We start from the raw sequence: 24192 nt of genomic DNA, 5'->3' as shown, positions 1-24192 counted from the left end.
GTCGATCGCGCCAGCGGCAGCACGTCACCCGGCATCGCGCTTTAACAGGTTGTAAACCGACACCCGGGAAATCCCCAGCGCCTCCGCCGCCATGGTGGCTGCCCCGCGCAGTTGCAGATAGCCCTGCTGCTTTAGTTGCTGGATCACCTGAACACGCTGCTCAGACGTGAGCGCGCGCGGTGCAGTGGCATGCGAAGCGGCAAAGTTGTTGATCACTGAAGCAATGTCGGACAGTGAGCGAGCCCCTTCATCCGCCGCCTGCGGCGTGCTCTGTACCACCGCGGTCAGTTGTTGCAGGATGGCGTTGACGCTGTTGAAGATTGAAACGTCCAGGTTAAGGCAGATCGCCGCCACGTAGACCCCCTGGCTGTTGCGCAGACCAATGGAGGTGCTCTTGGCCGGACGCCCATCCGGGAACGCATTGGCATAGTTTTGCACCACGTCCGGAAAATCCGGCGAGGCGATACGCTCAAGCCCCATTTCGCTGGCGGCATCGCCGATACTGCGGTTCGACAGGTTATTGGCGATGCTGACGATGGCATGATTCGGTTGCGTCAGATCGTGCAACACCACTTCACAGCTGGGCGCAAACATCGCGCCCAGTGCCTGAACAATTTTTTCCGCTTCGCGCAACAGCAGCGCATTTTCCTGCCTGAGATCGCTCATAAACTTAACCATTTGACAATAACTTTACAAAGAGTAAATTAAAATAATCGGGTAATCAATCAACCTTTCACCAGACGAGGTCGCCATGAGTTCAACGCCCCACTGCATCACCGCCGCCGATATCTCTACCGCCGCCGAAATTCTGGCAGGACATGCCCTGCGCACACCGGTCATGACCTCGCAGCAGGCCGACAACATCGCCGGGGCGCAGCTGTTCTTCAAGTGCGAAAACTTCCAGCGTGTAGGCGCCTTCAAGTTTCGTGGCGCGTACAATTCTATTGCTCAATTGAGCCCGGCGCAGCGCCAGGCTGGTGTAATTGCCTTCTCCTCCGGCAACCATGCGCAGGCAATGGCATTGGCGGCACGGGAACTGGGGGTCAAGGTGACCATAGTGATGCCGCACGACGCACCGGCAACCAAGCTGGCAGCAACGCGCGGCTACGGCGCCAACGTCGTGATTTATCAGCGGCACAGCGAAGACCGTGCTGCCATAACCCAGCGGTTGGCAGCCGAACAGGGCCTGACGATAGTGCCGCCTTATGATTACCCACAGGTGATCGCCGGCCAAGGCACCGCTACCAAAGAGTTGATTGAGGAAGTCGGGCCGCTGGATGTTTTGTTGGTGTGCACCGGCGGCGGTGGTTTGCTGGCGGGCAGCGCGGTGGCGGCACACCACTGGTCGCCCGGGTGCCGCGTTTTCGGCGTTGAACCACAGGCAGGTAACGACGTTCAGCTGGCGTTCCGTAGCGGCCAGCCGGTACAGATCCCAGTGCCAAAAACCATCGCCGACGGTGCGCAAACGCAGCAGGTGGGCACGCTGACGTTCCCGATCATTCAACAGTATGTAGAAGATATTTTAACGGTCAGCGACCAGCAGCTGTGCCGACAGATGCGTTTCTTTATGGAACGGATGAAAATGGTGGTCGAGCCCACAGGCTGCCTGGCCGCGGCGGCGGCGATGAATTCACTGCTCGACCTGCGGGGTAAAAAGGTCGGGGTGATCGTCAGCGGCGGCAACGTCGACGTTGATAAAATCGCCGACTATCTTGCCATGGGCGCGCAGGAATAACTCTGCATTACGGGCAATACAACCTTCAATCTCTGGCCTATGGCTGAGTCATCGGGGCGAATTTATTCGCCCGCTAACGTTACTGGAGCGACGAATCTGCCTGCAGTACATTTGAAAGTCGCCGCTTGAAAGACGACGGGTTTCGCGCTTTTACCTATGTCAGTTTATGGCTCAGTGGGCTAGTATTACCGGGTAAAGGCGCGTTGTAATCTGTGCCGGGCGAAATTTAACACATTGATTAAAGATACCTTAATGAGCACCTCCGATAACCCTAACCGTTCTTCATCGTCATCCTCCCGTTATTCCCTGCCTGAACGCGCGGGCGATTTGCGCCAGTTGGGGCAGCTGACCGGCTCGGCCTGCGCCGTGGAGTGCGCCGAGATCGTCGAACGTCATAACGGGCCGGTGATGCTGATCGCCCCGGACATGCAAAATGCCCTGCGGTTGCGCGACGAAATTCAGCAGTTTACCGACCAGATGGTAACCACCCTGTCCGACTGGGAAACCCTGCCTTACGACAGCTTCTCGCCGCATCAGGAAATCATCTCTACCCGCCTGTCGAGCCTGTACCATCTGCCGACCATGGCCCGTGGCGTAATTATTCTGCCGGTCAATACCTTAATGCAGCGCGTTTGTCCGCACGAGTTTCTGCACGGCCACGCGCTGGTGATGAAAAAAGGCCAGCGTCTGTCACGCGACAAACTGCGCGCCCAACTGGAACAGGCCGGCTACCGCAGCGTCGATCAGGTAATGGAGCACGGTGAGTTTGCCACCCGCGGCGCGCTGCTCGACCTGTTCCCCATGGGCAGCGAAGAACCTTACCGCATCGATTTCTTCGACGATGAAATCGACAGCCTGCGCACCTTTGATGTCGACAACCAGCGTACGCTGAACGAAGTCGAGGCCATCAATCTGCTGCCGGCCCATGAATTCCCTACCGACAAAAACGCCATCGAACTGTTCCGCAGCCAATGGCGCGAGCAGTTTGAGGTGCGCCGCGACGCCGAACATATTTATCAGCAGGTCAGCAAAGGCACCTGGCCGGCCGGTATCGAATACTGGCAACCGCTGTTCTTCAGCCAACCGCTGCCGTCACTGTTCAGCTACCTGCCGGAGAACACGCTGATCGTCAATACCGGCAATCTGGAGAACGCAGCCGATCGTTTCTGGCTGGACGTTAACCAACGCTACGAGAGCCGCCGGGTCGATCCTATGCGCCCACTGCTGGCGCCGCCAAGCCTGTGGCTGCGGGTTGACGAGCTGTTTAGCGAATTGAAAGCCTGGCCGCGTATGGCGCTGAAAACCGAAGAGCTGCCCGCCAAAGCCGGCAACACCAATCTGGATTATCGCACCCTGCCTGATCTGGCGGTGCAAGCCCAACAGAAAGCGCCGCTGGACAACCTGCGTCGTTTTACCGAAAGCTTCGACGGCAGCATCATTTTCTCGGTGGAAAGTGAAGGCCGCCGTGAAACGCTGCAGGATTTGCTCGGCCGCATCAAGCTCAGCACCGCCTTGATCCAGCATCTCGATCAGGCCGAGCCGGCTGGTCGCTACATGATGGTCGGCGCCTCCGAACGCGGCTTCCTCGACGGCATGCGCAACCGGGCGCTGATCTGCGAAAGCGATCTGCTCGGCGAGCGCGTTAGCCGCCGTCGCCAGGACAACCGGCGCACCATTAATACCGATGTGCTGATCCGCAACCTGGCGGAGCTGCACCCTGGCCAGCCGGTGGTGCACCTGGAGCACGGCGTCGGGCGTTACGTTGGCCTGACCACGCTGGAAGCCGGCGGCATCAAGGCCGAATACCTGATCCTGGCCTACGCCGGCGAAGACAAACTCTACGTGCCGGTTTCTTCATTGCATCTGATCAGCCGCTACGCCGGCGGTGCGGACGAAAACGCCCCGCTGCACAAGTTGGGTGGAGACGCCTGGACGCGCGCACGGCAAAAAGCCGCCGAACGGGTGCGAGACGTTGCGGCGGAACTGCTGGATATTTACGCACAGCGCGCGGCCAAAACCGGCTTCGCCTTTAAACATAACCGTGAGCAGTATCAGCTGTTCTGCCAAAGTTTCCCGTTTGAAACCACGCCAGATCAGGAGCAGGCAATCAACGCCGTGCTGAGCGACATGTGCCAACCCCTGGCCATGGATCGTCTGGTCTGTGGCGACGTCGGCTTCGGCAAAACCGAAGTGGCGATGCGTGCCGCCTTCCTGGCGGTAGAAAACGGCAAGCAGGTGGCGGTGTTGGTACCAACCACCCTGCTGGCGCAGCAGCATTTTGACAACTTCCGCGACCGCTTCGCCACCTGGCCGATCCGCATCGAGATGATGTCGCGTTTCCGTAGCGCCAAAGAGCAGCAACAGGTGATGGACGATGCCGTCGACGGTAAGGTAGACATCATCATCGGTACCCACAAACTGCTGCAGAGCGATCTGCGCTGGAAAGATTTGGGGCTGCTGATCGTCGATGAAGAACACCGCTTCGGCGTTCGCCACAAAGAACGCATCAAGGCGATGCGTGCCGATGTGGATATTCTGACGCTCACCGCGACGCCAATCCCGCGTACGTTGAATATGGCGATGAGCGGCATGCGTGACCTGTCGATTATCGCTACCCCCCCGGCGCGTCGTTTGGCGGTGAAAACCTTCGTGCGCGAATACGACAGCCTGGTGGTGCGCGAGGCTATCCTGCGTGAAGTGCTGCGCGGCGGTCAGGTTTATTATCTGTATAACGACGTGGAAAATATCGAGAAGGCGGCGGAAAAACTGGCTGAGCTGGTGCCAGAAGCGCGTATCGCCATTGGCCACGGCCAGATGCGCGAACGTGATTTGGAACGGGTGATGAACGATTTCCACCACCAGCGCTTTAACGTACTGGTCTGTACCACCATTATCGAAACCGGTATCGATATTCCCAGCGCCAATACCATTATCATCGAACGCGCCGATCGTTTCGGGCTGGCGCAACTGCATCAGTTGCGCGGTCGCGTCGGACGTTCTCACCATCAGGCCTATGCTTATTTGCTGACGCCAAATCCGAAAGCCATGAGCACCGACGCGCATAAGCGGCTGGAGGCCATCGCTTCACTGGAAGATCTGGGCGCCGGTTTTGCCCTGGCTACCCACGATCTGGAGATCCGCGGCGCGGGCGAACTGCTGGGCGAAGACCAGAGCGGCCAGATGACCACAGTCGGCTTTTCGCTGTACATGGAACTGTTGGAAAGCGCGGTGGATGCACTCAAACACGGGCGCGAACCTTCGCTGGAAGATCTTACCAGCAACCAGACCGAGGTGGAGCTGCGCATGCCGGCCCTGCTACCAGATGACTATATCCCAGACGTCAACACGCGCCTGTCGTTCTACAAACGCATCGCCAGCGCGAAAAACGACGCCGAGCTGGAAGAGTTGAAAGTGGAGTTGATCGACCGTTTCGGCCTGCTGCCTGATGCGGCGCGCAACCTGCTGCAAAGTGCGGCGCTGCGTCAACATGCACAGAAGCTGGGGATCAAGCGCATCGAAGGTAATGAGCGCGGTGGTTTTATCGAGTTTGGTGAGAAGAATCGGGTCGATCCTGGCTATTTGATTGGCCTGTTGCAAAGCAACCCGCAGATCTATCGCCTGGATGGGCCGACCAAGTTGAAGTTTATGCTGGATCTGACCGACCGTCAGAAACGCCTTAAGTTTACCGAGGAACTGCTGACCGCATTCCGCGAACATACTCTGGCGGCCTGACCTATCCCCCTCCTGAACCTTCAGGAGGGGTTATTCCTGCCGAAAACCGGCACCCAGCGGGGCAAGCTGCATCAGCCTGCTGCAGACCACCCGATTTTTCCCCTGCCGCTTGGCGTCATACAGCGCCTCATCCGTGACCTCTATTGCCTTGTCCAACGCCATGCCGGGCAGGTATAACGACGCACCGATAGAAACCGTGATACGTGCCTCGACGTCTTCATCCAGCAAAAATAACGTCGTTTCCACGCTGCGTCGTATGCGCTCCGCCACACCGCCAATCACCGTCGGATCATAACTGGCGGTGATCACGATAAATTCCTCACCGCCATAACGACCGACGAAATCCTCACTGCGCACGCTGCTTTGCAACAGTTGTCCGACGCGAGCCAGCAGCAGGTCTCCGGCCAAATGGCCGTAGGTGTCGTTGATTCGTTTGAAATTATCCAGATCGAGGATCATCAACCCGCAGGGGCTGCGCTCCGCCTGCTGCAGCATGAGTCGATAGTCTACGCTGGCGCGATTATTGATATGGGTGAGGCTGTCGGTGGTGGCTTTATCACGCATAGAGAAATAAGCGTGGATATGGCGCTCTTTGAAATTCAGCCCGTGGAAGCATATAGCCAGACACAGGGCCGAGACCGCCTGATACAACAACACATCACCCCATAGCGCGCGTATATCTGCCAATAACCAGACCACTCCGATACGGTACAGCGCAATGATGCCAATGGTGAGATAAAACACCCGATTCGACTTTATCAACCACACACGCGACAACAGCAATGGAATGATGATCGAACCGATAAACAGATTATCGACGGTCAAGCCTCCCGTAAATGCCAGCGACATCAGGTAGCAGACCAGTCCACTGACCGCCCCGCCATAAAAGGTCACCAGTATCATCGGGATCATGGCAAAGCTGAAATGCAGGTTACCGCTCAACTCCAGCCGGTCCTGATTGAGAAACAGCACCGCCAGCCCGGCAAGCAGGCCAAAGACTATACGCTTCCATCCTTCGGACTGATAAGAAAAAGGCGCATTTTTACTGAGGGCAAAATAGCTGACGGACAGCGTGGCATAGGTAATGCAGGCGTCACTATACAGGGTGGGAATTGACGCGACGTAAGTCATAAATATTCGATAGGCTCCACGGAATCGACAGGGGGATTTAGCGACGAATTTTGAGCATTCCCTGTCTCATCCATTTCGGCATCGTACATATTATTACTCAGGTTAATAATAGATTAGCAGTTCTATGTTATTTCCAAGGTATCTATCCCATAAATTCTGTTCAGGATAATCTGTTGGCAACCAATAAAGGGGGCGACCATGAATATCGATGATGATTTGCACGCGCTTAGCGAACAAGAAACCACGTTGACCTTCAGCCATTTTGACCATAACACCGCCTGGGAGCTGGGCTCTGCATTGAAATCAGCGGCCGAACAGCGCCGCCTGTCGATCGCTATTGAGATCCAGCTCGCGGGGCAAACGCTGTTTTATTACGCCATGCCCGGCACTACCCCCGATATCGCCGATTGGGTACGGCGCAAACGCAATGTGGTGAAGCACTTCCACAAGAGCTCTTACGCGATTGGCCTGCGCCTGCAGCAACGACAATCGACCCTGGAAGAACGCTATGGCCTGAGCGTCAGCGATTACTCGGCACACGGTGGCGCCTTCCCGATCAATCTTGGTGGCGTGGGCTGCATTGGCACCATCAGCATTTCTGGCTCACCCCAGTTGGAAGATCACAATCTGTTGGTCGGCACCCTGGCGCATTTTCTCGGATTATCCCTACCGGCGGTCCACTAAGCGGTATAACCTGGCCTATTCTTTCTGCGCAGGCCGCCTAAACCGCGGCCTGCCTGTAACTTGTCATTTATCCCGTTCCTGAAAGAGTATAAGTCTGATTTTCCGAAGTGCATTGATGTATATCTAGGAATCGCCGGCACAACAGGCGTATGGTGTCTATCAGCTATTCGAGACGGACCGCATCCGGCCCGCCATTCCGTTCTCTTTTATAGACTTGGTTTACACCTCAGATGAAAACGCATGAAATTAACGGCATTAGGCCGTTCAGCGCGCTGATTGATGCCTGTTGGCGAGATCCCTATTCCCTGCAACGCCTGCTAAAAGATGCCATCGCCGGCGTCACCGTCGGCATTATCGCGATCCCGCTGGCGATGGCGTTGGCGATTGCCAGTGGCGTTCCCCCCCAATATGGACTGTACACCTCAGCGGTTGCCGGGATTGTCATCGCCATCAGCGGTGGTTCCCGCTACAGCGTTTCCGGGCCTACCGCCGCGTTTGTGGTGATCCTCTATCCGGTGTCGCAGCAGTTCGGCCTCTCGGGCCTTCTGATCGCCACCCTGCTTTCCGGACTGTTTCTGGTCATCATGGGACTGGCGCGTTTCGGTCGCCTGATTGAGTACATTCCCCTGTCGGTGACGTTAGGCTTTACCTCCGGTATCGCCATCACCATTGCTACCATGCAGGTGAAGGATTTCTTTGGCCTGCAAATGGCGGTGGTGCCAGAACACTATGTGGGCAAGGTTTACGCCCTGCTGCAGGCGCTGCCGACGCTGGACGTCGGCGACACCCTGATCGGCGCAGTGACCCTATTGATCCTTATCTTCTGGCCCAAGCTCGGCCTGCGGGTACCGGGCCATTTACCCGCACTGCTGGCGGGTACCGCGGTTATGGGTATTCTGGCGCTGTTTGACCACCCGGTTGCGACCATCGGCTCGCGCTTCAGCTATCTGCTGGCCGACGGCACCCACGGCCAGGGCATACCGCCCATTCTGCCGCAGCTGATGCTGCCGTGGGATTTACCGGCCGGTGACGGTAAGCCGATGGCGTTAAGCTGGCAAACGCTTTCCGCCCTGCTGCCGGCTGCTTTCTCCATGGCGATGCTCGGGGCCATAGAATCCCTGCTGTGCGCGGTGGTGCTGGACGGGATGACCGGCAAGAAGCACAACTCCAATACCGAACTTATCGGCCAGGGTGCGGGCAACATCATTGCGCCTTTCTTCGGCGGCATTACCGCCACCGCGGCCATTGCACGCTCTGCCGCCAACGTACGCGCCGGTGCCACCTCCCCGGTCTCGGCCATCATCCATGCGTTGTTGGTACTGCTGGCGTTACTGGTGCTGGCACCGTGGTTGTCCTGGCTGCCGCTGGCTGCAATGGCGTCGCTGTTGCTGATGGTGGCCTGGAATATGAGCGAGGCGCACAAGGTGGTTTATCTGCTGCGGCGAGCGCCGAAAGACGACATTCTGGTGATGCTGCTGTGCATGTCGCTGACGGTGCTGTTCGATATGGTGATCGCCATTACCGTAGGCATTGTGCTGGCCTCGCTGCTGTTTATGCGCCGCATTGCGCGCATGACGCGCCTGAGCGAACTGAGTGCCGACAACGGCCGATTGGTGCTGCGGGTGAATGGCCCGCTGTTCTTCGCCGCCGCCGAGCGTATTTTTAACGAGCTACTGGTGCGCAGCGAAAATTATGACGTGATCGTCTTGCAGTGGGATGCGGTGCCGGTGCTGGATGCCGGGGGACTGGATGCCTTGCAACGCTTTATCGAAGCCCTGCCGGCCGGCAAACAGTTGGCAATCACCGACATGCCTTTCCAGCCGTTGAAAACGCTGGCAAGGGCACGGATACAGCCGATTGAGGGGAAACTGCATTTCTACGCGACGCTGCCTGAAGCGCTTGCAGCGCTCGATGCCTGAAAAACAAAAAGCCCGACGAATCGGGCTTTAAACCATAGCGGGCGCAGTATGCTGCGCCCCTACAAATAACAGCTGTGAAAATGTTTAGTTGCTGGTGTCCAGCTCTGGGAAGCTCTTCACCAGGTCGTCGATGGCTTTCATCTGCACCAGGAACGGCTCCAGCTTGTCCAGCGGCAACGCGGACGGGCCGTCACATTTGGCGCTGTTTGGCTCTGGGTGCGCTTCGATGAACAGACCTGCCAGGCCAACCGCCATACCGGCACGCGCCAGTTCGGCAACCTGCGCCCGACGGCCGCCAGAAGCTGCGCCGAAGGGATCGCGAGTCTGCAGAGCATGGGTCACGTCAAAGATCACCGGATGGCCGCCCGTCACGTTTTTCATAACGTTGATGCCAAGCATATCGACCACCAGGTTATCGTAACCAAAGTTACTGCCGCGATCGCACAGGATCACCTGATCGTTACCGCCTTCCTTGAATTTGTCGACGATATTGCCCATTTGGCCCGGGCTGACGAACTGTGGCTTCTTGACGTTGATCACCGCACCGGTTTTCGCCATCGCTTCCACCAGATCGGTCTGACGCGCCAGGAATGCCGGCAGTTGGATCACGTCAACCACTTCGGACACCGGCTGAGCCTGTGACGCTTCGTGAACGTCGGTGATGATTTTCACGCCGAAGGTTTTTTTGATTTCTTCGAAGATCTTCATCCCCTCTTCCAGACCCGGCCCCCGGTAGGAGTGGATAGAAGAACGGTTGGCTTTGTCAAAGGAGGCTTTGAAAACGTAAGGGATGCCCAGTTTTTGCGTCACGGTGACGTAGTGTTCACAGATGCGCATCGCCAGATCGCGCGATTCCAGCACGTTCATACCGCCAAACAGCACAAACGGCAGATCGTTCGCTACGTCGATGTCACCAATGCTAACCACTTTCTGTTTCATGCTTTCGCCTTTATTGAAGTTACCCGTCGTGCCGCAAGCCTTGGCCTGTCGCGTTCAGGGCATAGTAAATGAATTAATGCAGCGTAACCTGTTTCGGTTCAATCGAGTGGATCTGTACCTTGATCACTTCGCTGACCGGGTCTTCAGGACACTGTTCGACAAAATAGTTAAGATCGGAAATCGCGATATGGTTGCATTCCAACTGGGCGTAAATCAGCCCGCGGTCACGGATTTCGTAAGGGTCTTCCGGATCGAAGCACAACACCGTTTCGCTGGCGCGCAGCGCCATTTCCATCTGTTTTTCTTCCATCAGGGCGGCTTTGAGCGTATCCAACATCTTACGCACCACCATGACGTTTTCTGACTCATCGAGATCGTCGTCTTCCAGTTCGGCGCCCAGACCCAGGTTGCCCTTGATCCACACTTCCAACTGGTGTTCGTTCAGCGTCTCGCCGTTCAATGGATTGATCAACCACATCTCTTCATCCAGCCAGTCTGCCCGCAGGATCAGTTGAGTGGGGAAAATAACCGGCAGCAGCGGTAAATCCAGATGAGCGGCGATATGAAGGAAAATGGTGCCGAGCGAAACCGGCGTGCCCTGACGACCTTCCAGCACCTTGTCGAGCCAAATAGCGTCGGACAGGCGATACACGCCGCTGGCGCCGCCAAAACCCCAGGTTTTGAAGAACAATTCAATGAGTGCGTCCAGTTGCTGTTCCTGGCTGAGATCCTGCGGCACGGCCGCACGCGCTTCGTCGACCAGCTGTTGCAGCTTGCGTTCGACCTCGGCGGCGGGGAAATCACGCCGCACGGACTGCGATACCAGGATCACGCCCTCGCTCAGCAGCGAGGTGTTAAATTCAAAATCAGCAATACTACTCATAAGTATCCCATCAGAAAGGGTATTTTCGTCGTGGCAAGTTTAATTATCAGGTACAAACAGCCCAATGCCAGCACAAACGCCAGTGTGCGCAGGTTCTGGTTTTTGGTCTTCTTGCCCAATGCGACGTAGCCAAGCAGGATATAGATAATAACGCCAAACAGCTTCTCGGTCAGCCATGAGTCCATACCCAACAGCGGATATAACTTGAACATCACCACCAGTGCGATGCCGCTGACGAACAACACCGTATCATTTATATGCGGGGTTATCTTCACCCAACGTTTGTTCATCATAGCCGAATTGCGCCATTTCCAGAAGAAACGCAATACAAACAAGACAATACTGATGGTGACCGTCAACAAATGCAGATGTTTTAACGCCGAGTAGACTGCCATATCGCTTCCTTATTTAATCGCTGTGTGCTTCGTTATTTTTGGTTTTCAGTGATTGCTGCGGCCATTGGCCAAAGGTGACGCGATCGTTACCGCCATAATCGCGTCGGGTATCGATCGAAATAAAACCGGCGGCCTGCAGCAGTGCGCGTACGCTTTCTCCCTGCTGCCAGCCATGTTCAAGCAGCAGCCAACCCTGTGATTGCAGGTGATACGGCGCCTGCTGCACGATAGCGGACAAATCCGCCAGCCCCTGCTGTGGCGCCACCAGAGCGCTACTTGGCTCAAAACGTACGTCGCCCTGTGCCAAATGCGGGTCGGCGGCGTCGATATAAGGAGGGTTGCTGGCGATCAGAGCAAAAGTTTCTCCGACCAGTGGGGCATACCAACTGCCCTGAAGGAACTGCGCGTTGCCGATCGACAGCTTCTGCGCATTGTGCTTGGCCAACGCCACCGCTTCCGGCTGTAAATCGACGCCGGTCACTTTGCAGTCTGGGCGTTCGCTGGCTAACGCCAGGGCGATGGCGCCGGTACCGGTACCGAGATCGAGAATGGCGCAAGGGGATGAGGGCAAAAGCTCCAGCGCCAACTCCACCAGGCATTCGGTGTCCGGACGCGGGATCAGGGTGGCGGGCGATACCGACAGCGGCAACGACCAAAATTCGCGCTCGCCAATCAGATAAGCTACCGGCTCACCGCGTTCACGGCGTGCCAACAATCTCTCCAACTGCTCTTGCTCTTGCGGCGTCAGCACGGTTTCGCCAAACGCCATCAGGAAAGTTCTGGCCCGGCCGGTCACGAACCCCAGCAGGATTTCCGCATCGCGTCGGGCGCTTTCACTCTGCGTCAGGCGGGCAACCGCCGCCTTCAGCCAGGATTGATAGTCCATTACTCCTGCTCGGCGGACAGCGCAGCAAGCTGGTCAGCCTGGTATTCCTGCACAATCGGCTGGATCAGCATGTCGAGCTTGCCTTCCATCACCTCGTCCAGACGGTACAGCGTCAGGTTGATACGGTGGTCAGTGACACGCCCCTGCGGGAAGTTATAGGTACGGTTGCGGTCTGAACGATCGCCACTGCCCAGCAGGTTACGACGGGTTGAAGCTTCTGCCTGCTGGCGCTTGGCCATTTCTGCTGCACGGATACGCGCACCCAACACCGCCATCGCTTTGGCTTTGTTCTTGTGCTGTGAGCGCTCGTCCTGACACTCCACCACAATGCCGGTCGGCAAGTGGGTAATACGGATCGCCGAGTCGGTGGTGTTAACGTGCTGACCACCTGCGCCTGAGGAACGGAAGGTGTCAATTTTCAGATCGCCCGCGTTGATCTCCGGCAGTTCAGCCTCCGGTATTTCCGGCATCACCGCCACGGTGCACGCGGAGGTATGAATACGCCCCTGCGACTCGGTTTCCGGCACGCGCTGTACGCGATGACCGCCGGATTCAAATTTGAGCTGGCCGTAAACACCGTCGCCAGAAACCTTGGCAATCACTTCTTTATAACCGCCATGCTCGCCTTCGTTGGCGCTCATGATCTCGACGCGCCAGCGGCGCATTTCGGCATAGCGGCTGTACATGCGGAACAGGTCGCCGGCGAAAATCGCCGCTTCGTCGCCGCCGGTCCCGGCGCGTACTTCCAGGAAACAACCGCGCTCGTCATCCGGATCTTTCGGTAACAGCAGCAGTTGCAGCTGCTGTTCCAGCTCTTCCGTCGCGGCCTTGGCCTGTTTCAACTCTTCCTGCGCCATTTCACGCATTTCCGGATCGTCCAGCATCATTTCCGCCGTAGCCAGATCGTCCTGCACCTGACGCCATTCCAGGAAACAGCGGCTGACATCGGTCAACTGTGCATATTCGCGCGACAGCGCACGGAACCGATCCTGCTCGGCAATAACGCCGGCATCGCCGAGCAGCGCCTGCACTTCTTCATGGCGCTCTTGTAACGCTTCCAGTTTGGCAACAATAGAAGGCTTCATGCGTGGTATTAAACCCTGTTAAAAGAGAAAACTAATGCTGATCCAGCCCGAGGCTGTCGCGTAATAATTGCAACCGCTCCACGTCGCCATCGCCGGCGGCCTGCTGGAGGGATTTGGTAGGGGCATGAATAAGACGATTGGTCAGCCGATGGGCCAGCTCGTGGATAACCTGCTCCACGTCGGCGCCCTGCGCAATCGCGGCCAGGGCTTTGGCTTCCATTTCCGCACGGATCTGATCGGCCTGCGAGCGGTAGTCGCGGATGGTTTCCACTGCGCCCTGTGAGCGCAGCCAGGCCATAAAGTTGGTGCTTTCCTGCTGAACGATCGATTCCGCCTGCACCGCCGCGGCTTTGCGCTGCGCCAGGTTGCTTTGAATGATGGCGTGCAGATCGTCCACGCTATACAGATAGGCGTTGGCCAGCTTGCCTACTTCCGGTTCAATATCACGCGGTACGGCGATATCCACCAGCAGCATCGGCTGGTTGCGACGCGCTTTCAGCGCGCGCTCCACCATCCCTTTACCGATGATCGGCAGCGGGCTGGCGGTAGAACTGATGATGATATCGGCGTCCGCCAGGCGTTCGTCGATTTCCGGTAATGTGATCACTTCCGCGCCAACTTCGTCCGCCAGCAATTGCGCACGTTCGCGGGTACGGTTGGCAATAATCATATGCCGAACTTTGTGCTCGCGCAGATGGCGCGCCACCAGTTCAATGGTTTCACCGGCGCCCACTAGCAGCACGTTCAATTCGGCAAGTGATTCGAAGATTTGACGCGCCAACGTACAGGCTGCAAAGGCCACAGAGACCGCACTGGCACCGATTTCTGTTTCGGTACGTACGCGTTTTGCGACAGAGAAGGATTTTTGGAACAGCCGTTCAAGCTCACCGGAAAGCGACTGGCCGCGTTGCGATTCGGCAAAGGCTTTTTTCACTTGGCCGAGGATCTGCGGTTCACCCAACACCAGCGAATCCAGACCGCTGGCTACGCGCATCAGATGGCTGACGGCGTCGTTGCCGTGGTGCCAATACAGGCTTTTGCTCACTTCTTCCGGGCGCAGATGGTGGTATTCACACAGCCAGGCAACCAGCTGTTCGTGAATATGTTCCTGTTGCTCCACGCTAAGATAAAGTTCGGTGCGGTTGCAGGTAGACAACACGACACCGCCCTGCACCAACGGTTGTTGGAGCAAGCTGGTTAGCGCCTGTTCGATCGACTCTGGGGAGAAGGTCACCCTTTCACGCAGAGAAACCGGAGCGGTTTTGTGATTTATACCTAACGCCAGCAGGGTCATTGCTTCGAGTAATACTTCTTTTGGTACGGGTTCTCGTTGAACGGCATTCTACTTGATGCGCGGGCTCAATAAAAGTAACAACCGCATCTTCCGTTCAATCGCTGAAATAGTCAGCATCAATCGATAAATTGCTAATAAATACAGCGGGATGACAATTAATTCGACGACATAACATACTGAATTTTAGTGCAGTATGCGATATTCCGCACAGTATTCAGCAATAACGATAACCCCTAAGCCGCCAGGCGGCGATCAAATATCCGGCGTTTACCAACCTAAAGTGCCGCAACGAAAGGTGGGATCCAAAAGAAAAGAGACCTGCTGACAAAAAACATGCTTTGCCTGAAGATAAAAAAATGCCGCACCCGCGAAGCATAACAGCGAAATAACAATGCGTACTGACAGCTTCATGACCTTGTATTCTCCTCCGGCGATAAACTATTGCAGCATACTGCTAGCAACCTCAACTAAACGCCAACGGCCTCCGCCCGACCAGAGAGATATTCTTGTGCCCACAGCGGCAGGGTTGGGCGATTGTGTTAATCTTATGTGCAAACGCAGCGCATACCCCCGAGGCTAACAGCGGTGACAAAGCCGGCCAGATTCAAAGCGATGCAGCAAAAAATTGACGCGCCGGCGCTACCCCGCTAGCGTAAACGCTGATACCAAGGTCTCGCTGTGCGTGCCCGTAAGGACAAAAGGACAAGAGAAAGTTATGCCAATCCGCAAAGTTAGTTTGCTACGCCTGATCCCGCTGGCCAGCCTGGTGCTGGCTGCCTGTACCACCACCAAACCCAGCGGCCCGGCCACCAGCCCGACATCACCGCAATGGCGCGCCCATGAGCAAGCGGTGCAACAGCTTGAGCAGTATCAGACCCGGGGCTCTTTCGCCTACCTGTCCGATCAGAAAAAAGTCTACGCGCGCTTCTTCTGGCAGCAGTATTCGTCTGATCGTTACCGCCTGCTGCTGACCAACCCACTTGGCAGCACCGAGCTTGATCTCAACGTGCAGAAAAATGTGGTGCAGTTGACCGACAATCAGGGCAAGCGCTATGTCAGCGACAATGCCGAAGAGATGATCCGCAAACTGACCGGTATGGCAATCCCGCTGGACAACCTGCGCCAATGGATGCTCGGCCTGCCGGGTGAAGCCAACGACTTCAAGCTGGATGACCAGTATCGCCTGAACTCGCTGACCTACCAGCAAGGCGGACAGACCTGGACCGTTGACTACCAGGACTACAACAACAGCCTGCAACCGCAGTTGCCAAGCCGACTTGAGCTGAAACAGGGTGACCAGCGCATCAAACTGAAAATGGATAATTGGACGCTCAAATGATCCGTCAGTGGCCATCGCCAGCTAAACTTAATTTGTTTTTATACATTACCGGCCAACGTGAAGACGGCTATCACCTGTTGCAGACGCTGTTTCAGTTTCTGGATTACGGCGACACGCTGACCATCGATGTGCGACAGGATGACCGTATTCACCTGCTGACCCCGGTGGCGGGCGTGCCGGATGAAGAAAACCTGATTGTCCGCGCCGCACGTCTGCTGCAACAGTATTGCGATCGCCATGGACTGAATACCGCGCCACGGGGTGCCGACATCAGCATCGAAAAGCGGCTGCCGATGGGCGGCGGGCTGGGGGGTGGCTCCTCCAACGCCGCTACGGTGCTGGTTGCGCTGAATGAACTGTGGCGCTGCGGTTTGAGCGACGACCAGCTTGCAGAACTGGGGCTGGCGCTCGGTGCCGACGTCCCTGTTTTCGTGCGTGGCCATGCAGCGTTCGCCGAAGGCATCGGTGAGCGTTTGCAGCCGGCCAACCCACAGGAAAAATGGTATCTGGTGGCGCATCCGGGGGTCAGCATCCCTACCCCGGCAATTTTTGGCGATGCGGAATTAAAAAGAGACACCCCGGTTCGTCCGTTAAGTGTGCTGTTACAGGCAACTTACGCAAATGATTGCGAACCTATAGCAAGAAAACGTTTTCGCGAGGTTGAACAGCTTGTTTCTTGGCTGTTAGAATACGCGCCGTCACGCCTGACTGGCACAGGTGCTTGTGTGTTTGCTGAATTCGACACAGAAACCGCCGCCCGTCAGGTGTTAAATCAAGCCCCGGAGTGGATACGTGGTTTTGTAGCGCGTGGCGTTAACGTCTCTCCACTACATCGCATCCGTTCCGGGCAGATGAAACCGTAGTTCTCGTTTCGCTGCGCAGGGTCATTCACACCTGGCCCTGTAATCCCTGCGCCGCTTCGGTTTCACGTTGTTTTTTTACACACCCGTATGATATTGCGCCGGCGTCGCTAACTGCCCCTTAGCGAAGGCCGAATGACAATATCTTCTCTGGACGCATGCCTGAGGTTCTTCTCGTGCCTGATATGAAGCTTTTTGCTGGTAACGCCACCCCGGAACTAGCACAACGTATTGCCAACCGTTTGTACACCAGCCTTGGTGACGCCGCAGTAGGTCGTTTTAGCGACGGCGAAGTGAGCGTGCAAATCAACGAAAATGTACGCGGCGGTGATATTTTCATCATCCAGTCCACCTGTGCCCCTACCAACGACAACCTGATGGAACTGGTCGTTATGGTAGATGCCCTGCGTCGCGCCTCCGCAGGTCGTATTACTGCTGTTATCCCTTACTTCGGTTATGCCCGCCAGGATCGCCGCGTGCGTTCTGCTCGTGTGCCAATCACGGCCAAAGTTGTAGCCGATTTCCTCTCCAGTGTAGGGGTTGACCGCGTTTTGACGGTGGATCTGCACGCTGAACAGATCCAAGGCTTCTTCGATGTTCCGGTAGATAACGTGTTCGGTAGCCCGATCCTGCTGGAAGACATGCTGCAACAGAATCTGGAGAACCCAATCGTGGTTTCCCCAGACATCGGCGGCGTAGTGCGCGCCCGCGCAATCGCCAAACTGCTGAACGACACCGATATGGCTATCATCGATAAACGCCGCCCGCGCGCGAACGTTTCTCAGGTGATGCACATCATTGGTGACGTAGCAGGCCGTGACTGTGTACTGGTTGACGATATGATCGATACCGGCGGTACCTTATGTAAAGCGGCTGAAGCGTTGAAAGAACGCGGTGCCAAGCGCGTATTTGCCTACGCGACGCACCCGATCTTCTCCGGTAACGCCGTGGAAAACATCCGCAACTCGGTAATTGATGAAGTGATTGTCTGCGACACCATTCCGCTGTCTCCAGAAATCAAGGCCCTGAAAAACGTACGCACTCTGACGCTGTCTGGCATGCTGGCTGAAGCCATCCGCCGTATCAGCAACGAAGAGTCAATTTCTGCGATGTTCGAGCATTAATCAGTTCTCTTTTCGGTGCGGCGCCCTGCCGTACCGAAGGGATTGATGGCCCGAAAGCAGAAAAAGAAAAACCCGTTGGTGCATAGCAGCAACGGGTTTTCTACGAGTAGTCAAACATGACCTTAAGCCTTAATGCGCGGCAGATTTCCTTTGCCGTAACGCCTGTTCCCTTCTCTCTTTCTAATCAATGTGACGAACGATGATGATCGTTGCGGCAACGTTTATCAAAGTGTTTTACCCACCAGTAACGGTCCGCTACCTGCTCACGACCGCCAATACGCGCACCAACCAGCCACAACAACGCACCCACGAAGATACTCATGATTGCGCCATGGGCGAAAAACTGCGGCAGGTTGAACTGCGAAACTTCAGCAACAATGGAGTATCCGACACCGCCGATCATCACGACCAGGCCCAGCCCCATAAAAAAGTTGCCCATTCTGTCCGCGTTTCTACGTTTCATATGCCACCTCCATAGTGCCATGTGCCAACCGGGATAACTCTCTAACTGGTTAACCCACTTTGATAAGTTAAGTATAGACCCTGGTTGGACAAGGTGATTGCGGAGAGGATCACAAATGGTAAAGAAAACATGACAAAACTTTACCAGAATGAGTCTATTAGCGATCAAATTGAATGATTCCGCTAATGAATTATTCTCTTTTCTGTCTATAGTTCCGTCAATGCGCGACCGGGCATATCAGGATTTTGTCATTCGTGGCGTCGACAGGTAGACTATTGCCCTTTCCATTATATCGATCATAGCGAATCTCCCAGTGAGCAGTATTAAATTGATAGTCGGCCTGGCGAATCCGGGCGCTGAATACGCGCAGACGCGGCACAACGCCGGCGCCTGGTACGTCGATTTACTGGCCCAGCGCCATAACCAGCAGCTCAAAGAAGAGAGCAAGTTCTTCGGCTACACCGCCCGGCTGAACCTGGCCGGCAACGACGTGCGGCTGTTGGTGCCTACCACCTTTATGAACCTCAGCGGCAAAGCGGTATTGGCGATGGCCAATTTCTATCGCATCGAGCCGGACGAGATCCTGGTGGCGCATGACGAGCTGGATATTCCCCCCGGCGTTGCCAAGATCAAACTGGGCGGCGGCAACGGTGGCCACAACGGGCTGAAGGATATTCAGAACAAGTTTGGCAATAACCCGAATTTCTATCGCTTGCGCATCGGCATAGGCCACCCGGGCGATAAAAACAAAGTGGTAGGTTTCGTGCTCGGCAAGCCACCGGCCAGCGAACAAAAAATGATTGATGAAGCGATCGATGAAGCCGCACGCTGTACGGAAGTGTTGCTGACTGACGGGTTGGAAAAAACCGTTCGTCGCCTGCACAGCTTCAAGGCGCAGGCCTGATCATCGTTGCAGCGGGCGTCGCGCCCGCTGCAATCTGCCTTAGGTGCGCAGTTTAAAGGTTTCTTCGCCGACGTTTGCGTCATCGGTTTGGTAGCCCTCTTCCGCCACGTAATATTGCGGATCGTCCAGTTCATGGCTGCAAAACGGGCCGGCCTGTTTCAACAGGCGTACACAGTCACCGCTCAGATGACGTAGCCGAATGGTTTTCCCCGCCGACAGATAGCGTGCCGTCAGTTTATCAATCGCCTCCACGCCGCTGGAATCCATCACCCGGGTACCGGCAAAATCCAGCACCACATTTTGCGGATCGTTTTTCGGTTCGAACAGTTCGGCAAAGGCCGTGGTGGAGCCGAAGAACAGCGGCCCGTCCAACTGATATACCGCCACCTCACCTTCCACCCGATGCTGACGCACGCGAATACGTGCCTGCTGCCAGGCAAATACCAGCGCCGAAATGATCACCCCGCTGATCACCGCCATCGCCAGATCGGTAAAGATGGTAATCAGGGTCACCAGCAGCATCACCAGCGCATCTGCCTTCGGCATCCGGCGCAGACGGCGCAGCGAGCTCCACTCAAAGGTGTTGTAACACACCACCAGCATCACCCCGGCCAGCGCCGCCACCGGCAACAGGCCGATATAGCCCGACAGACTGACCACAAACAGAATCAGCAGTATTGCGCCTACCGCGCCGGAGATGCGCCCACGCCCGCCTGAAGTGAAGTTGATGATCGACTGGCCAATCATTGCGCAACCGGCGAAACAACCAAACAGGCCACAAACCGCGTTGCCAGCCCCCTGGGCGATGCTCTCGCGGTTGCCGTTGCCTTTCTTGCCGCCCATTTCATCCAGCACCGTCATGGTAAGCAGCGATTCGATCAGCCCCACCAGCGCGATTACCACTGCGTACGGCAACACCACTTTCAGCATCTCGAGGGTAAAAGGCGCCATCGGCAGGCTGAAGTGCGGTAATGCACCGGAGATGTCCGCCAAATCGCCGACCCGCAGCGTTTGCAGGTTAAACCCGATTGCCAGAGCAGACACCACGATAAGCGCCGCCAGTGACGCGGGGATGATGCGCGTTAACCGTGGGAAGAACACCACCACCAGGATCGCCAGCGCCACCAGCCCATACATCAGCGGCCCCTGCCCGGCAATCATATGCAGTTGCGCCAGCATAATGACAATCGCCAACCCGTTCACGAAGCCGTGAACCGCGGGCAGCGGCACCAGTCGGATAAACTTACCCAGGCGGAAAATGCCGATCAGGATTTGGATAACCCCGGCAAAAATCGTCGCCCACAGTACGTACCCCATGCCGTACTGCGCTGCCAGGCTCATCAGCACCACCACGATTGAACCGGCCGCACCCGACACCATGCCCGGCTTGCCGCCAAACAGCGCGGTGACCAGCCCGATAATAAAGGCGGTGTGCAACCCGACGATCGGAGAAAGCCCGGCGACCAGCGAAAAGCCGACCGCTTCCGGGATCATTGAAACCGCCACCACAAAGCCCGCCAGCACCTCGTTCTTGACGGCCGACAGCCTGAAATTGTTCAGGTTAAACATGGATTATTCACTTCTGACAGATAAAACACATTCCCGCAGCACGGGAACCAAGGCCGCAGGGCGCGGCAAACCTCAGGAGGGAGAGAGCTTAGGGTGGACTGGGCAAGAAGGACATCCGGCACGTTTCCTGTAGGTTAATCAGAAGTGTCAGTATGTGTAAATGTGATCTAAATCTCAATCAAAAACCGGCACTGCCTCGGCATTTACCCATCACACACAGCCAGATCGAGAAAAACGGCCATTACGTGTATAATGGCGCCATTATTTCGTCCTTTATGCAGTGGGTTAAACCTAACCGGCTGATAGTTAAGATATTTAAGGTGATAACAACATGGGATTCAAATGCGGTATCGTCGGCCTGCCTAACGTAGGCAAATCCACCCTGTTCAACGCGTTGACCAAAGCGGGTATCGAAGCAGCCAACTTCCCGTTCTGCACCATTGAACCTAACACCGGTGTGGTGCCGATGCCCGATCCGCGTCTGGACCAGCTGGCCGAGATCGTCAAGCCACAGCGTATCCTGCCAACCACCATGGAATTCGTCGACATCGCCGGCCTGGTCAAGGGCGCGTCCAAAGGTGAAGGTCTGGGTAACCAGTTCCTGACCAACATCCGCGAAACCGAAGCGATTGGCCACGTGGTTCGCTGCTTCGAAAACGACAACATCATCCACGTTAACAACAAAGTTGACCCGGCTGACGACATCGACGTCATCAACACCGAACTGGCCTTGTCGGATCTCGACACCTGCGAACGCGCGATCCACCGCGTGCAGAAGAAAGCCAAAGGCGGCGACAAAGACGCGAAAGCGGAACTGGCAGCTCTGGAAAAATGCCTGCCACAGCTGGAAAACGCCGGCATGCTGCGTGCGCTGGATCTGTCCGAAGAAGACAAGGCGGCAATCCGCTACCTGAGCTTCCTGACGCTGAAACCAACCATGTACATCGCCAACGTCAACGAAGACGGTTTCGAAAACAACCCGTACCTGGACAAAGTGCGTGAAATCGCTGCGGGCGAAGGCTCGGTTGTGGTTGCCGTGTGCGCCGCAGTAGAATCCGATATCGCCGAGCTGGAAGACGAAGACCGCGAAGAATTCATGGCGGAACTGGGCCTGGAAGAGCCGGGCCTGAACCGCGTGATCCGCGCCGGTTACGAGTTGCTGAACCTGCAGACCTACTTCACCGCCGGTGTGAAAGAAGTCCGCGCCTGGACCATCCCGGTTGGCGCTACCGCCCCGCAGGCAGCCGGCAAGATCCACACCGACTTCGAAAAAGGCTTTATCCGCGCCCAGACCATCGCTTTTGAAGACTTCATCACCTACAAGGGTGAGCAAGGTGCCAAAGAAGCTGGCAAGATGCGTTCAGAAGGTAAAGACTACATCGTTAAAGACGGTGACGTCATGAACTTCTTGTTTAACGTCTAACTCCCGCCTCTGCAGCAAACTCCAAAATCCACGCCCCGGCGTGGATTTTTTGTTTTAACCGGTAATGTTGATTTTGGGCCATACCAACGCAATAATATACAGCGTATAAATATGGAGCATTCAATGATCACTACACACGTTTTCATCGCCACCAGCCTGGACGGTTTTATCGCTCGGCAAGATGGCGACATCGACTGGTTATTGCAACGCGACGCCTCGGCAGAAGATCATGGCTTCGATACCTTTATCGCTGACAAAGACATGATCCTGATGGGGAGAGGGACTTATGAAAAGGTACTCACCTTCGATAGCTGGCCTTATGACCTCCCGGTACTCGTACTGTCCAAACAACTGGCTAATGAGCCGGTCCCTTCTGCCCTGACAGGTAAAGTCCGGTTCGCCAACCTCACGCCAAAATATGCGCTTGAGCAGTTGGCTACACAGAATGTGCACCGCGTCTATGTGGATGGCGGGCAATTAATACAGTCCTTTCTGCGCGAAGGGTTGGTTAGCGATATGGTGATCACCAAGGTTCCCGTACTGCTTGGTTCGGGCAGGCCTCTGTTCGGCTCGCTGCAACAGGACATTGATTTAAAATTACTGTCGAACCGGAGCTTTCCTTCGGGCCTGGTGCAATCCCACTATCAGGTATTGCCCCAATGACTCGTCCACGCGGGCGTCCAACCAACGGAAAAGGAGTAACGCGGGATGACATTCTGGATTCCGCTCTTGGCCTGCTGGATGAAAGTGGTGGACAAGGGCTGACGATGCGTACACTCGCCACTCGGCTGGGCGTCACGCCGATGAGCCTGTATCACCATATTGGTGATCTGGCCGGGCTATTGCGTGCTTTGTCCGATCGCGTCTATGCCGAAGCCATGGAGGGGTTGAACGGATTGGCTGATCCGCGGACAGAAATTCGAACATTGCTCACGCGCTATCATCGCGCAGTCGGCTATCATCCCCAGCTCACGCTGGCAATCTTTGCCACGCCTGAGGCCTTTGCCGGGGTCACCCGTCAGATTACCGATCGCCTTACGGCCTTGCTGGCTGAGATGACGACAGAGCCCCTACAGTGGCGCGATATTTTGGTTGATCATGCCCATGGCAGCGGTTTGGCCCTTGTCGCGGTACGGGGAGACTCTCTACAGGCGCAGAGCCTGCAAGTACAGTATCTACAGGCCCTTGATCGTCTGCTGGACAGCGTATCATCGCGCCCGTAGCACCTTATCCACCAGCCCCCACTCTACGGCTTGGTCGGCGCTCATAAAGCGGTCACGATCGAGTGAGCGCTCAACCTCTTCGTAGCTACGACCGCAGTGTTCGGCGTACAGGCGGATCACTGTGTGCTTGGTGCGTTTCATCTCTTCGGCGTGGATAAGGATATCTGACGCTTGCCCCTGAAAACCGCCCAGTGGTTGGTGCACGTGCAGGCTGGCATTAGGCAACGCCATCCGGTGGCCGGCTTCTCCCGCCATCAGCAGGAATGACCCCATCGAGCGAGCTGTGCCCATACACAGCGTATGCACCGGTGCGTTGATGTACTGCATAGTGTCGTAGATGGCGAAGCCGCTGGTGATCACCCCGCCCGGTGAATTGATATATAAATTTATGGGTTTATCCGGGTTCTCAGCTTCGAGAAACAGCAGTTGAGCACAGAGCATTTCTGCCACCTGATCGTTAACCTTGCCGTTCAGGAAAACGATGCGGTCGCGCAGCAGCCGCGAATAAATATCGAACGAACGTTCTCCTTGGCTGGTCTGTTCTACCACCATCGGGACGAGCAGCATCGATTCACGCATCGGTGAACTCCTGTTTTCAGATTGG

General features: G+C 56.2%; 22 protein-coding genes. 11 read left to right on the top strand and 11 right to left on the bottom strand.

What is annotated here, in order from left to right; translation table 11 throughout:
* Positions 1-24 precede the first annotated feature (24 nt).
* Positions 25-666 carry a helix-turn-helix transcriptional regulator gene (locus AAZT04_RS05870; protein ID WP_048760668.1) on the bottom strand — a complete coding sequence of 214 codons (642 nt, stop codon included), beginning with the start codon at positions 664-666 and terminating at the stop codon, positions 25-27.
* Positions 667-751: 85 nt separating this feature from the next.
* Here AAZT04_RS05870 and AAZT04_RS05865 point away from each other — a divergent pair, with 85 nt between their 5' ends.
* The gene (locus tag AAZT04_RS05865; RefSeq protein ID WP_116690699.1) at positions 752-1735 is read left to right on the top strand and encodes a threo-3-hydroxy-L-aspartate ammonia-lyase; all 984 of its coding nucleotides are present in this window, start codon (positions 752-754) and stop codon (positions 1733-1735) included.
* Between the two features lie 252 nt (positions 1736-1987).
* A complete protein-coding gene (gene mfd, locus AAZT04_RS05860) occupies positions 1988-5467 on the top strand; it encodes a transcription-repair coupling factor (protein ID WP_434679253.1) in 3480 nt (1159 codons plus the stop codon).
* A gap of 30 nt (positions 5468-5497) precedes the next feature.
* Here mfd and AAZT04_RS05855 read toward each other — a convergent pair whose 3' ends face one another.
* Entirely contained in the window at positions 5498-6598 is a 1101-nt protein-coding gene (locus AAZT04_RS05855; RefSeq protein WP_404779746.1) for a GGDEF domain-containing protein, read from the bottom strand.
* 198 nt (positions 6599-6796) lie between these two features.
* Between AAZT04_RS05855 and AAZT04_RS05850 the strand changes: the two genes are divergently transcribed.
* Together AAZT04_RS05850 and dauA are read left to right on the top strand one after the other, a co-directional pair.
* Positions 6797-7282, top strand: coding sequence for a heme-degrading domain-containing protein (locus AAZT04_RS05850; protein WP_046373827.1), 486 nt, complete (start codon positions 6797-6799; stop codon positions 7280-7282).
* Positions 7283-7512: 230 nt separating this feature from the next.
* Positions 7513-9201 carry a C4-dicarboxylic acid transporter DauA gene (gene dauA, locus AAZT04_RS05845; protein WP_176983943.1) on the top strand — a complete coding sequence of 563 codons (1689 nt, stop codon included), beginning with the start codon at positions 7513-7515 and terminating at the stop codon, positions 9199-9201.
* An 84-nt stretch (positions 9202-9285) separates the two neighbouring features.
* Here the strand turns inward: dauA and kdsA are convergent, their stop codons facing one another.
* The 6 genes from kdsA to hemA form a co-directional block, all read right to left on the bottom strand.
* On the bottom strand, positions 9286-10140 hold the full coding sequence (gene kdsA / locus AAZT04_RS05840) for a 3-deoxy-8-phosphooctulonate synthase (protein WP_020826450.1): 855 nt from the start codon (positions 10138-10140) through the stop codon (positions 9286-9288).
* Positions 10141-10213: 73 nt separating this feature from the next.
* Positions 10214-11023: an invasion regulator SirB1 gene (gene sirB1, locus AAZT04_RS05835; RefSeq protein WP_020826449.1), complete on the bottom strand. Its 810-nt coding sequence runs from the start codon at positions 11021-11023 to the stop codon at positions 10214-10216.
* Complete coding sequence (locus AAZT04_RS05830) at positions 11020-11418, bottom strand: SirB2 family protein (RefSeq protein WP_046373829.1); 399 nt, start codon at positions 11416-11418, stop codon at positions 11020-11022. Before AAZT04_RS05830 ends, sirB1 begins: the two co-directional genes overlap by 4 nt.
* Before the next feature lie 13 nt (positions 11419-11431).
* Complete coding sequence (gene prmC / locus AAZT04_RS05825; RefSeq protein WP_434679249.1) at positions 11432-12304, bottom strand: peptide chain release factor N(5)-glutamine methyltransferase; 873 nt, start codon at positions 12302-12304, stop codon at positions 11432-11434.
* Positions 12304-13389: a peptide chain release factor 1 gene (gene prfA, locus AAZT04_RS05820; RefSeq protein ID WP_020826446.1), complete on the bottom strand. Its 1086-nt coding sequence runs from the start codon at positions 13387-13389 to the stop codon at positions 12304-12306. The genes prmC and prfA overlap by 1 nt, the downstream gene beginning before the upstream one ends.
* 31 nt (positions 13390-13420) lie before the next feature.
* Positions 13421-14683 (bottom strand): glutamyl-tRNA reductase, encoded by a 1263-nt coding sequence (gene hemA, locus AAZT04_RS05815; protein WP_037420462.1) that lies wholly within the window; start codon positions 14681-14683, stop codon positions 13421-13423.
* Between the two features lie 715 nt (positions 14684-15398).
* Here hemA and lolB point away from each other — a divergent pair.
* The 3 genes from lolB to prs all read left to right on the top strand — a co-directional run bounded on the left by lolB (position 15399) and on the right by prs (position 18006).
* On the top strand, positions 15399-16022 hold the full coding sequence (lolB, locus tag AAZT04_RS05810; protein WP_020826445.1) for a lipoprotein insertase outer membrane protein LolB: 624 nt from the start codon (positions 15399-15401) through the stop codon (positions 16020-16022).
* Positions 16019-16885 (top strand): 4-(cytidine 5'-diphospho)-2-C-methyl-D-erythritol kinase, encoded by an 867-nt coding sequence (gene ispE, locus AAZT04_RS05805; RefSeq protein ID WP_020826444.1) that lies wholly within the window; start codon positions 16019-16021, stop codon positions 16883-16885. The genes lolB and ispE overlap by 4 nt, the downstream gene beginning before the upstream one ends.
* A gap of 173 nt (positions 16886-17058) precedes the next feature.
* Positions 17059-18006 (top strand): ribose-phosphate diphosphokinase, encoded by a 948-nt coding sequence (gene prs / locus AAZT04_RS05800; RefSeq protein WP_041414469.1) that lies wholly within the window; start codon positions 17059-17061, stop codon positions 18004-18006.
* A 184-nt stretch (positions 18007-18190) separates the two neighbouring features.
* Here prs and ychH read toward each other — a convergent pair whose 3' ends face one another.
* Positions 18191-18469, bottom strand: a complete 279-nt coding sequence (gene ychH, locus AAZT04_RS05795) for a stress-induced protein YchH (protein ID WP_041414467.1) — start codon at positions 18467-18469, stop codon at positions 18191-18193.
* A gap of 313 nt (positions 18470-18782) precedes the next feature.
* Here ychH and pth point away from each other — a divergent pair, with 313 nt between their 5' ends.
* On the top strand, positions 18783-19373 hold the full coding sequence (pth, locus tag AAZT04_RS05790) for an aminoacyl-tRNA hydrolase (RefSeq protein ID WP_020826441.1): 591 nt from the start codon (positions 18783-18785) through the stop codon (positions 19371-19373).
* Between the two features lie 39 nt (positions 19374-19412).
* Here pth and AAZT04_RS05785 read toward each other — a convergent pair whose 3' ends face one another.
* Complete coding sequence (locus AAZT04_RS05785) at positions 19413-20942, bottom strand: SulP family inorganic anion transporter (RefSeq protein ID WP_129940307.1); 1530 nt, start codon at positions 20940-20942, stop codon at positions 19413-19415.
* A 331-nt stretch (positions 20943-21273) separates the two neighbouring features.
* Between AAZT04_RS05785 and ychF the strand changes: the two genes are divergently transcribed.
* From ychF to AAZT04_RS05770, 3 genes are all read left to right on the top strand, one after another.
* Positions 21274-22365, top strand: a complete 1092-nt coding sequence (ychF, locus tag AAZT04_RS05780) for a redox-regulated ATPase YchF (RefSeq protein WP_020826439.1) — start codon at positions 21274-21276, stop codon at positions 22363-22365.
* 123 nt (positions 22366-22488) lie between these two features.
* A complete protein-coding gene (locus AAZT04_RS05775) occupies positions 22489-23028 on the top strand; it encodes a dihydrofolate reductase family protein (RefSeq protein WP_129940306.1) in 540 nt (179 codons plus the stop codon).
* Positions 23025-23588: a TetR/AcrR family transcriptional regulator gene (locus tag AAZT04_RS05770; RefSeq protein ID WP_129940305.1), complete on the top strand. Its 564-nt coding sequence runs from the start codon at positions 23025-23027 to the stop codon at positions 23586-23588. Before AAZT04_RS05775 ends, AAZT04_RS05770 begins: the two co-directional genes overlap by 4 nt.
* Here the strand turns inward: AAZT04_RS05770 and AAZT04_RS05765 are convergent.
* Positions 23574-24167 (bottom strand): ATP-dependent Clp protease proteolytic subunit, encoded by a 594-nt coding sequence (locus AAZT04_RS05765; RefSeq protein ID WP_434679242.1) that lies wholly within the window; start codon positions 24165-24167, stop codon positions 23574-23576. The two genes, AAZT04_RS05770 and AAZT04_RS05765, sit on opposite strands and share 15 nt — an antisense overlap.
* Positions 24168-24192 lie beyond the last annotated feature (25 nt).

This window comes from Serratia sp. Je.1.23.a, assembly GCF_051129805.1.
In the GTDB taxonomy this organism is placed as follows: domain Bacteria; phylum Pseudomonadota; class Gammaproteobacteria; order Enterobacterales; family Enterobacteriaceae; genus Serratia; species Serratia liquefaciens.
Note: the sequence above shows the minus strand (reverse complement) of the source record. Positions and strands in the feature narration are given on the sequence as shown.

Bases quoted from the DNA above. Each gene is read 5' to 3' on its own strand.
- AAZT04_RS05870 (WP_048760668.1), bottom strand. From the start codon at position 666: ATGAGCGATCTCAGGCAGGAAAATGCGCTGCTGTTGCGCGAAGCGGAA.
- AAZT04_RS05865 (WP_116690699.1), top strand. From the start codon at position 752: ATGAGTTCAACGCCCCACTGCATCACCGCCGCCGATATCTCTACCGCC.
- mfd (WP_434679253.1), top strand. From the start codon at position 1,988: ATGAGCACCTCCGATAACCCTAACCGTTCTTCATCGTCATCCTCCCGT.
- AAZT04_RS05855 (WP_404779746.1), bottom strand. From the start codon at position 6,598: ATGACTTACGTCGCGTCAATTCCCACCCTGTATAGTGACGCCTGCATT.
- AAZT04_RS05850 (WP_046373827.1), top strand. From the start codon at position 6,797: ATGAATATCGATGATGATTTGCACGCGCTTAGCGAACAAGAAACCACG.
- dauA (WP_176983943.1), top strand. From the start codon at position 7,513: ATGAAAACGCATGAAATTAACGGCATTAGGCCGTTCAGCGCGCTGATT.
- kdsA (WP_020826450.1), bottom strand. From the start codon at position 10,140: ATGAAACAGAAAGTGGTTAGCATTGGTGACATCGACGTAGCGAACGAT.
- sirB1 (WP_020826449.1), bottom strand. From the start codon at position 11,023: ATGAGTAGTATTGCTGATTTTGAATTTAACACCTCGCTGCTGAGCGAG.
- AAZT04_RS05830 (WP_046373829.1), bottom strand. From the start codon at position 11,418: ATGGCAGTCTACTCGGCGTTAAAACATCTGCATTTGTTGACGGTCACC.
- prmC (WP_434679249.1), bottom strand. From the start codon at position 12,304: ATGGACTATCAATCCTGGCTGAAGGCGGCGGTTGCCCGCCTGACGCAG.
- prfA (WP_020826446.1), bottom strand. From the start codon at position 13,389: ATGAAGCCTTCTATTGTTGCCAAACTGGAAGCGTTACAAGAGCGCCAT.
- hemA (WP_037420462.1), bottom strand. From the start codon at position 14,683: ATGACCCTGCTGGCGTTAGGTATAAATCACAAAACCGCTCCGGTTTCT.
- lolB (WP_020826445.1), top strand. From the start codon at position 15,399: ATGCCAATCCGCAAAGTTAGTTTGCTACGCCTGATCCCGCTGGCCAGC.
- ispE (WP_020826444.1), top strand. From the start codon at position 16,019: ATGATCCGTCAGTGGCCATCGCCAGCTAAACTTAATTTGTTTTTATAC.
- ychH (WP_041414467.1), bottom strand. From the start codon at position 18,469: ATGAAACGTAGAAACGCGGACAGAATGGGCAACTTTTTTATGGGGCTG.
- AAZT04_RS05785 (WP_129940307.1), bottom strand. From the start codon at position 20,942: ATGTTTAACCTGAACAATTTCAGGCTGTCGGCCGTCAAGAACGAGGTG.
- ychF (WP_020826439.1), top strand. From the start codon at position 21,274: ATGGGATTCAAATGCGGTATCGTCGGCCTGCCTAACGTAGGCAAATCC.
- AAZT04_RS05775 (WP_129940306.1), top strand. From the start codon at position 22,489: ATGATCACTACACACGTTTTCATCGCCACCAGCCTGGACGGTTTTATC.
- AAZT04_RS05770 (WP_129940305.1), top strand. From the start codon at position 23,025: ATGACTCGTCCACGCGGGCGTCCAACCAACGGAAAAGGAGTAACGCGG.
- AAZT04_RS05765 (WP_434679242.1), bottom strand. From the start codon at position 24,167: ATGCGTGAATCGATGCTGCTCGTCCCGATGGTGGTAGAACAGACCAGC.